General features: G+C 47.5%; 5 protein-coding genes and 1 pseudogene. 3 read left to right on the top strand and 3 right to left on the bottom strand.

Going from position 1 to position 8,830, the window contains the following annotated elements:
* Positions 1 to 277, bottom strand: a pseudogene (locus ACLFWI_RS21250) (photosystem II q(b) protein); the annotation flags it as partial.
* 142 nt (positions 278 to 419) lie between these two features.
* Positions 420 to 1,937 carry an MBOAT family O-acyltransferase gene (locus ACLFWI_RS21245; RefSeq protein WP_446414572.1) on the bottom strand — a complete coding sequence of 506 codons (1,518 nt, stop codon included), beginning with the start codon at positions 1,935 to 1,937 and terminating at the stop codon, positions 420 to 422.
* A 25-nt stretch (positions 1,938 to 1,962) separates the two neighbouring features.
* Between ACLFWI_RS21245 and ACLFWI_RS21240 the strand changes: the two genes are divergently transcribed.
* Positions 1,963 to 2,121, top strand: coding sequence for a hypothetical protein (locus tag ACLFWI_RS21240; protein ID WP_446414571.1), 159 nt, complete (start codon positions 1,963 to 1,965; stop codon positions 2,119 to 2,121).
* A 28-nt stretch (positions 2,122 to 2,149) separates the two neighbouring features.
* Here ACLFWI_RS21240 and ACLFWI_RS21235 read toward each other — a convergent pair whose 3' ends face one another.
* Positions 2,150 to 5,185 carry a DUF1574 domain-containing protein gene (locus tag ACLFWI_RS21235; RefSeq protein WP_446414570.1) on the bottom strand — a complete coding sequence of 1,012 codons (3,036 nt, stop codon included), beginning with the start codon at positions 5,183 to 5,185 and terminating at the stop codon, positions 2,150 to 2,152.
* A 203-nt stretch (positions 5,186 to 5,388) separates the two neighbouring features.
* Here ACLFWI_RS21235 and ACLFWI_RS21230 point away from each other — a divergent pair, with 203 nt between their 5' ends.
* Together ACLFWI_RS21230 and ppc are read left to right on the top strand one after the other, a co-directional pair.
* The gene (locus ACLFWI_RS21230; RefSeq protein WP_446414569.1) at positions 5,389 to 5,628 is read left to right on the top strand and encodes a hypothetical protein; all 240 of its coding nucleotides are present in this window, start codon (positions 5,389 to 5,391) and stop codon (positions 5,626 to 5,628) included.
* A 101-nt stretch (positions 5,629 to 5,729) separates the two neighbouring features.
* Positions 5,730 to 8,830, top strand: a 3,101-nt coding sequence (gene ppc / locus ACLFWI_RS21225) for a phosphoenolpyruvate carboxylase (RefSeq protein WP_446414568.1), incomplete at its 3' end; no start/stop codon positions are given.

Here is an 8,830-nt window from a genome sequence, read left to right as displayed (position 1 = left end):
AGTGCAAGCCGATGGCGTTGGAGGAAGGAACAACAGCACCAGAGATGATGTTGTTGCCATAGAGTAAGCTTCCAGCAACAGGCTCGCGGATGCCATCGATGTCCACGGGGGGAGCGGCGATGAAGGCGATGATGAAGCAGGTGGTAGCGGTTAAGAGGGTGGGGATCATCAGCACACCAAACCAGCCGATATATAGGCGGTTTTCGGTGGAAGTTACCCAGTTACAGAACCGTTCCCACAAAGACGCGCTTTCGCGACGTTGTACTGTGGTAGTCATAATTCGATTAGTGCTATTACTTCATGATTCGATTGAAGCAAGGCAAAATTTTTGCCTCATCTTTAATGGTATTCATATTCATTTGAATCTTCCACTGGTTTTATTAATTGATTCAATATTTTGCATAAGCTATACTTATTATTTAGAAATCAAAGTAGATATAAGGTAAACCGCCTTCAGGTGCTAACAACCACACTGCATAAAGGCACAGCGGCACCAATAGCAACTTCAGGGGCCAGTTGAGTTGTAACTTCAAACCCCGATGAATCCCATAAACACCCGCCATGAACAGGGCAACGATGACCAACAGCAGTGTTAACTCGAAGCGTTCTAAGCCAAAGGCTGTCAAATAAACATTTTCGGCAAACTGCACATCCGCAGGTTGACCCCAGAGGTTCTGAATCACAAACCCAGCTTGTTTGAGATTGGGTAAGCGGAAGAAAATCCAAGACATGAACACCATCCATTGAGTAATTGCCCACGCCACCAGCACCCCGAATCCTGTTTGCCACCATCCTTTTAACCAAACAAAGCGGTCTGATAGCGTTTGGGTTAAGCGATGCACCACCAAAGCCAAACCATGCAATCCTCCCCACACGACAAATCCCCAAGCTGCACCATGCCAAATGCCAATAATCAGCATGACCACAAACAAGTTTAGACAGGTTCGACCTAATCCTTTCCGTGACCCACCTAAGGGAAAATAGAGATAGTTGCGAATCCAATCGCCTAACGTAATATGCCAGCGTCGCCAGAAATCGGCAATGCTGGTACTAAAGTAAGGAAAATTAAAGTTTTCTGGCAGGTTAAATCCCAGGAGGATAGCACTTCCCCTGGCAATATCCACATAGCCGCTAAAATCCAGATACAGTTGTAATCCGTAGGCAAAAATAGCCAGCCACAAATCACCACTACCGGCCCGTTCTAAGTTGCCAAAACACAAATCAACAAAAATTCCGATGCGATCCGCCAAAAGTGCCTTTTTAACCGCACCACTGGCAATCAACCATAGTCCTTCACTCAGGCGATCAAAACTGGGAAATTGGATATCTTTAAATTCGCTAGCAAACTGATGGTAGCGAGTAATGGGTCCAGAAATTAGTTTCGGGAAAAATAGTTTATAAGTGGCAAATTGTACACATTGGCGCGTGGCTGGTGCGCCTCGATAGACATCAATTAGATAGGCAATACATTCAAAAACAAAAAATGAAAGTCCCAAGGGAGCAATTACGCGATCGCTAATCCAGCTTGCCCCCTCTCGCGCCACGGGTAAATTCAAGGGGGCGGAGATATTTGTCAGGATAAACGGAACATACTTAAAGCTGACCAAACAGAGAATATTTAATCCAATCCCTAGCCACAAGAGTTTTAAACGTTTCTGATTCCAAAGTTCTTGTGCCATTAACCACTCTTCATTGGAGAGATGGTTATTGTTGAGATGCGATCCAGGGGATGTATTGACCGCAATTTTCTGCCCCAAGTAAAAATTAAGCCAAACCACAAATAAGAGCAGCGGAATGTATTGAATTTGTAAGCTGCTATAAAAAATTAAACTGGCAATTAGCAGTACCCATAATCGCCACGATGAAGAACTCTGGCTCCAGTAAATGAACAGGACACCTAGCAGAAACAACCCGTAAGTGATGGAGATAAATGCCATTTTTTTAGGAAATGGGGAATAGGGAATGGGCAATGGGCAATGGGCAATGGGCAATGGGCAATGGGCAATGGGCAATAGGCAATGGGCAATGGGCAATAGTAAAGGGCGACCCGACCTAATTGAAGGATTAGTGTTGGAAATTAGAGCAAGCGGGTCGCCCCTACAGTTTCCAAATGACCAATGACCAATGACAAATGACCAATGACCAATAACTAATCCCCAACTAATAATGCCCAGGGAATCATCGGGTCTTTCGCCAACTGATTAGACACTTCATAAGCTCCGAAGCGATTCAGATGACTGGGGTCAGAAAAATGATCAGGTTGATCGAGTAATAATCCACTTAAATCCCGAAAAATGAGTTCCCGTTCGACAGCATTTGCGTGCATGTATTGCTTAAATTGCTGTTCGTACTTAAGCCGGACTGGATCTAAGTAATCATTGGTCAAGGGTAGATTCACAAAAACCACAGTAATGTCATGTTCCTGAGCAAATGTTAATAGGGCGTCAAATGCCTGATCTTGCTTACCCCGAAGTTGGAAGGATTGATAATCGCCATCATACGCCCCCGTCACTCTGGGATGGTTCTGATAGTAGGTTTCTGGGTCAAAGCGAATGGATAAGGGCAGGAAACCATCCATATCAATGGACATATCCTTGTCTAAGTCTTGCTTTGGTGCAGTAGAACTGGAGACATTGGGCAACGTTTTCACCAAGGAGACAAACTGATCTCTCAATAGGGATTTGAGTTGATCCCGTTGGGGATAGGTTGAGGATAGTCCTGCCAAAAGTTGATTTGTGCCCTCGTCAATGGATTGATAACCTCTCCTCAATCCTGCCAACGGCTGGGAGGTTTGGTTGGCTTGGGCGGATTGCTGACCTGGGGTATTGGGAAATGTGCCAGCATTAAGCTGACGGTAACCTTCTGAATCTGCGATCGCCTCAAAGGTAGCATCAACTCGACCACTGTTAAAGGCGCGAGCGCCATCTGCCACGATAATTAATTTCGGCAATTGATCCGGAGTGAGAATCCGGCGTGTCATTAAGTCTACAATCTGAGCCGTGGCACCATTAATGCCGAAATTAAACACATCAATGCCTGAATACCCCTCAACCGCTAATGCCTCTTCTAATGCCACCGGATCAATACCGCGCATGGCTCGGGAACTGCCCATAATTAGCACATCAGGGCGATTTCCTTGTTGCCGGCGCTCTTGGTAAAGGGCTAACTTTTGATCGAGTAGTTGGTTATTAAACGGGGGATTAGAGGAACGAGCGAGGGCTAACATCGCGGCTTGCGTTGCATCTCCTCGCTCCGAGGGTAAGGAATCATCAATGATAATGCTTTTGTCTCCTTCGCGGGTAAACCCAGAGGCATTGAAGTCTTCGGCATTCTGATTGTTATCCTGTTGTAACGAGAATTCAGTCAAATCTACCGGAATCGGTGACTCCTCTGCTGCTGATACCGCATCTCGCCGGGGTAAACTGCCTTGGGGTTGCAGGATGCGACCAACGGGTCGATCAAACAGAAACATCAGCAATAATCCCATAATCCCCCACACCAATGCCACTTTAACCGCTTGTGACGATTCAGAACTGGTGCGTTGGGTATCAACTGCTACACGTTGATTATCTGGGGTGGGGACAAAAAGCTGGGTCGAACACAACCAGCGTCCAATTGTGCCAACGGCGGTATTTGACTGACGTGGTAAACCCTCTTTGAGCGTTGTGTCTGGTTTATGCTGACGCGATACCGATTGTTCTGTGGGAACAACTAACTCGCTAATGTCTGTATTAGAGATAACAAATTCGGGAGTGGATTCTGAGGTCAACCGTCGGCGTTCGGCAAAATCTGCCCCATAATTCCAGGCGGGAGAGGTTGAGCCAGCAGAACGTCCGTAAATCCGGACTCCAGCGATATTAGGAATGGTAAGCTGACGCAGCAGCCGTACAATGGGTAGACTCACTTGTGCTTTAGAGGGACACAGGGGTGCTTCGCTCATAATGTGCAGCAAGTCATTTTGACGACGCACTTTGAGCTGAATCCCACCCGTGGCTAGTCGCTGATCCAAATCTGGATTGAGCAACCGTTGTAGTAAAAAGGTGAGGGCATTTAGATTACCCTGTTGCCCCAATGTATAGCTAGAAGAGGCGAGTTGGGGTTGTTCACTCGCGGGTAAGGTTACCCAATCCACCCAGACGGGTTTTTCCGGTTCAGGTTCGAGGGAAAAGTAATCCGATTCAACGCCATAAATGGTTGCCGCTTTAATCCCTTGGGGTTTTAATGATTTGAGCAGAGGCGCGATCGCATTCATGGCAGTGGCTTGATCCGGAACGGGGGTTTTGCCCAGATCCAAGGCAGAGCAAAACAGATGTAGGGTTGTCTCTTTCAATACAGCCCGCACCGTCATCCCGACTTGCGCTAGCATCTGATTCGATAGCGTCGCGATCGCTTCCACATCTCCCCAACGCGCCCAATCCTTGAGCATAACGTCAGTGGGCGTCAAATCCACCCGCACCATCCATTCTGGTTTGGCTTCTCCCCTCACCTGAGCGCTTATGGCGGCGTCTTTAAACTCAATTAGTTCCAGAGAGCGTAACTGCTGCACAATTGGCTCAGACAGTAATGCTACATCTGGGCTATAGTTCGACGTACAGATAACCCACAGCCGCCGATGGTAAGGTGGTGAGGATTGGGACGGGATTTTGGGTTTTTGCTTGACCAGAGACTGTTCTCGATTGTCCTTAATTGGCAAGTCCTGAATCTGGACATTGACACTCACACCCAAATGACTCAGATTGGCACTCAGATACCGTGCGATCGCATCGGGTGAACCCGAACGGGCGAGACTTTCATGGGAGATGACAAACGCTGACTGAGCGGACGTCGTTTCCCAGGAGGACTCAGGACGAGATTCAGTGTCATGGGTATCTGTGTTGAGGCGAATTTCCTTGACCCATTCCGGACGTGATTGGGAAACTTGACGCCCGTAGATAATAATTTGGTAGATCGGGGTTTCCACAGCAATCGGAAAGATGGCTGTGTCTGGCTTAGTTTTAAGGGCTTTAAGCAAGCGATTGACTACCGTTTGAGCGGGAATACGTTCACGGCTTTCACAAAGAATATGTAAATTATTCCCTCGTAACCGGACTCTCAGGCACACCCCCGGTTGACCGATGGCATCGTAGACCCATTGAGCCAAAGAGGACGGATGATTGTTGTAGTTGCGCTCTTCGACATCCAACATTACAAATTTGTTACCTGGACTGATAACGGCGGCTGTTTTTTCCTCTCATGATTGCACATTCGGCGAAAAACGGGGGAGCTTGTAGAGACGTTCCGGTGGAACGTCTGGGAGCTGGAAAAATTTGAGCAACTATAGTCTAAGATCAAATTGGGATAGGTCTTGTAAATGATTAACTGTTGTTCGTGCGAGGTTGAATTTTATATATGGCATCAGTGAACCCAGATCCACAGGTAGCAGTCAACCCCTTACCGGAGTCCGCTAAACATTCAGCAGAACTCTTATTAAGTTTAGCCACAGGTCCGATGCTTGTCGGGGTGATTTCCCTAAACACGATTGGCTCATGGCTACAACAGGTAGGGGAAGCCAGCGAGGAAGTCTTTCGGGGCGATCGCTTACCGATTCTCCCCTTCCCGGATACGCCTCCCTCCCCCTCTAACGACTAGTGTATGTGGGAAACTTCAAATAATTTGTCAATAATCAAACTATACAGGGTAGCATTAACCCCGTACAATGGATCATCCTTGTCTTAGTGCCAACAGACCCTATGAGTTCTCTCCTCCACTCATCCGATCAGGAATTGACCATCCCATCTACATCCCAATCAAAACTCCTGTTGCGTCACCGCATCAAAGTTGTGGAGCAGTTGTGGGAGTCAGTTCTCCTTTCTGAATGTGGTCAAGAACTGGTCGATTTGCTGGCGTCTTTGCGCCAATTAAGTTCGCCAGAAGGACAAGCCACAGGGTTTTCGCTTTCATCGATTCCGGAAGTGATCGAAGGGCTTGACCTGAACGCCGCGATTCGGGCATCTCGTGCTTTTGCGCTTTATTTCCAACTGATTAATGGTGTCGAACAACATTACGAACAGCGCGATCAACAACTTTTACGACGGGCTACCTACAATACATTAGCGGGGAGCGATCGCACCTCTGGCATCTCGATGAAAGCTAATGGTAGTTCACTCCAAGCATCCAAGAACGGTGACGATGCTAAACCATCCGGGAGTGAACCGATGGCGGATTTATTAGAAAAACGTTGGCAGGACGATAGAAAAGCCGCAAATACCAACAGTACCTTCCATTGGCTATTTCCTTATCTACGCAACCTCAACGTACCCCCCCAGCATATTCAGCGGCTAATTGATAATCTGGATATTCGCCTAGTCTTTACCGCACACCCGACAGAAATTGTCCGACATACGATTCGACAAAAACAACGGCGTATTTCGACAATCCTGCAACAGCTTGACCAAGCCGAGGAAGCCTCCCGCGCCTTAGGTCTCAACTCATCCTGGGAAGTAGAAGACTACACCGAACAACTTAGAGAAGAGATTCGGCTGTGGTGGCGTACCGATGAACTGCATCAATTTAAGCCCACGGTTCTGGATGAGGTGGATTACACCCTCCACTATTTTCAAGAAGTCTTGTTTGATGCCATTCCCCAACTCTATCACCGCTTAAAACAGGGTATACAATCGTCCTTTCCCTGGCTGAATCCCCCCCGGAAAAACTTTTGTAAGTTTGGCTCTTGGGTGGGAGCTGATCGAGATGGAAACCCCTCGGTTAAACCGGAAGTGACCTGGCAAACCGCCTGTTATCAGCGAAATCTGGTTCTGGAAAAATATATCAACTCGGTTAAACATCTGACCAATTTGTTGAGCTTGTCATTGCACTGGAGTGATGTCCTACCGGAACTATTGGACTCTCTGGAGCAAGATCGCTCCCAAATACCAGAGGTTTATGAGCAACTGGCGATTCGTTACCGCCAAGAACCCTATCGCCTCAAACTTTCCTACATTCAGCAACGACTGGAAAATACGCTGGCGCGTAATCTCCATCTGTCTCAGAGCCAACCGCTACAGCCAATGGGTCTAGAAACAACAGACCCCTGTATTTACAATTCTGACCAAGAGTTTTTGGCAGAGTTGCAACTGATTCAACGTAACTTAGCGGAGACGGGGTTAAGTTGTCAGGAACTTGAGACACTGCTCTGTCAGGTGGAAATTTATGGGTTTAATCTGGCACACCTAGATATTCGTCAGGAAAGTTCTCGTCATAGTGATACGATGCACGAGATTACCGACTATCTGCAAATTCTACCCAAACCCTATAACGAATTATCAGAAGCAGAACGCAGCGAATGGTTAACCAAGGAATTACCCACACGCCGCCCTTTAATTCCGGCTGAACTCCCCTTTTCTCCCGAAGCCTGCGAAATCATTGAAACGTTCCGCATGTTGCGGCGGCTGCACCAAGAGTTTGGTGAACAAATTTGCCAAACCTATATTATTAGCATGAGTCACGAAGCCAGCGACTTGTTGGAAGTGTTGCTCTTGGCTCAGGAAGCCGGACTCTATGATCCAGCAACCGGAAGGAGTAGTATTCAGGTTGTCCCCTTATTTGAAACGGTAGACGACTTGAAACGAGCGCCAATGGTGATGAAATCCCTGTTTGAGTTACCTCTGTATCGCGCCTGTTTAGCGGGCGGTTATCAGGCGCTGAAGGATTACGAAAAGACGATTGCTGACCAGGGTTCCCCGGCTTTCCCATCTTATCCTCAACCGTTGCAGGAGATCATGCTGGGCTACTCAGACAGTAACAAGGATTCTGGGTTCTTAAGCAGTAATTGGGAAATTCACAAAGCCCAAAAAGCCCTACAGCAAATTGCCGAAGACTATGGGATTGCTGTACGTATTTTCCACGGACGCGGCGGTTCTGTGGGGCGTGGCGGTGGACCGACCTATGAGGCGATTCTGGCGCAACCGGGGCGGAGTATCCAGGGACGGATTAAGATTACGGAACAGGGTGAGGTGCTGGCGTCTAAGTATTCTTTGCCAGAGTTGGCACTTTATCACCTGGAAACCGTAACCACAGCGGTGATTCAAGCGAGTTTGTTGGGAAGCGGCTTTGACAACCTGGAACCTTGGAACGAAATCATGGAAGAATTGGCGGTGCGATCACGCCAACATTATCGGGGGTTTGTCTATGAGCAGCCGGATTTCTTGGATTTCTTTAATGAAGTGACGCCAATTCAGGAAATCAGTCAGTTACAAATTAGTTCTCGTCCTACTCGTCGCGGTGGTAAGAAAGATTTTAGCAGTCTGCGGGCAATTCCTTGGGTGTTTAGTTGGACACAAAGTCGTTTCTTATTACCGAGTTGGTATGGCGTGGGTGCAGCGTTGAAAGGGTTCTTGGATGAGGAACCCGAAGAAAATTTGAAGCTGTTGCGTTATTTTTACTTCAAGTGGCCCTTCTTTAAGATGGTCATTTCTAAGGTAGAGATGACGTTGGCAAAAGTGGATCTGCAAATTGCGGGTCATTATGTGGAGAAATTGTCCCATCCCGATGATCGAGAACGATTTGGTCGGTTATTCGAGCAAATTACCGATGAATTTAACCTGACTCGTGAGTTAATCTCGTTAATTACAGGACACAAACAATTACTCGATGGTGATCCAGAGTTACAGCGATCGGTACAATTGCGGAATGGTACGATTGTTCCCCTGGGTTTCCTGCAAGTCTCTTTACTGAAACGGTTGCGCCAGCATAGCAGTCAGATGGCATCGGGGTTTGTCCAATCTCGGTATAGTAAAGGTGAGTTACTGCGGGGTGCTTTGTTGACGATTAACGGTATTGCTGCGGGTATGCG

It is taken from the genome of Coleofasciculus sp., from assembly GCF_046539235.1.
Taxonomy (GTDB): Bacteria; Cyanobacteriota; Cyanobacteriia; order Cyanobacteriales; family Coleofasciculaceae; genus Coleofasciculus.
Note: the sequence above shows the minus strand (reverse complement) of the source record. Positions and strands in the feature narration are given on the sequence as shown.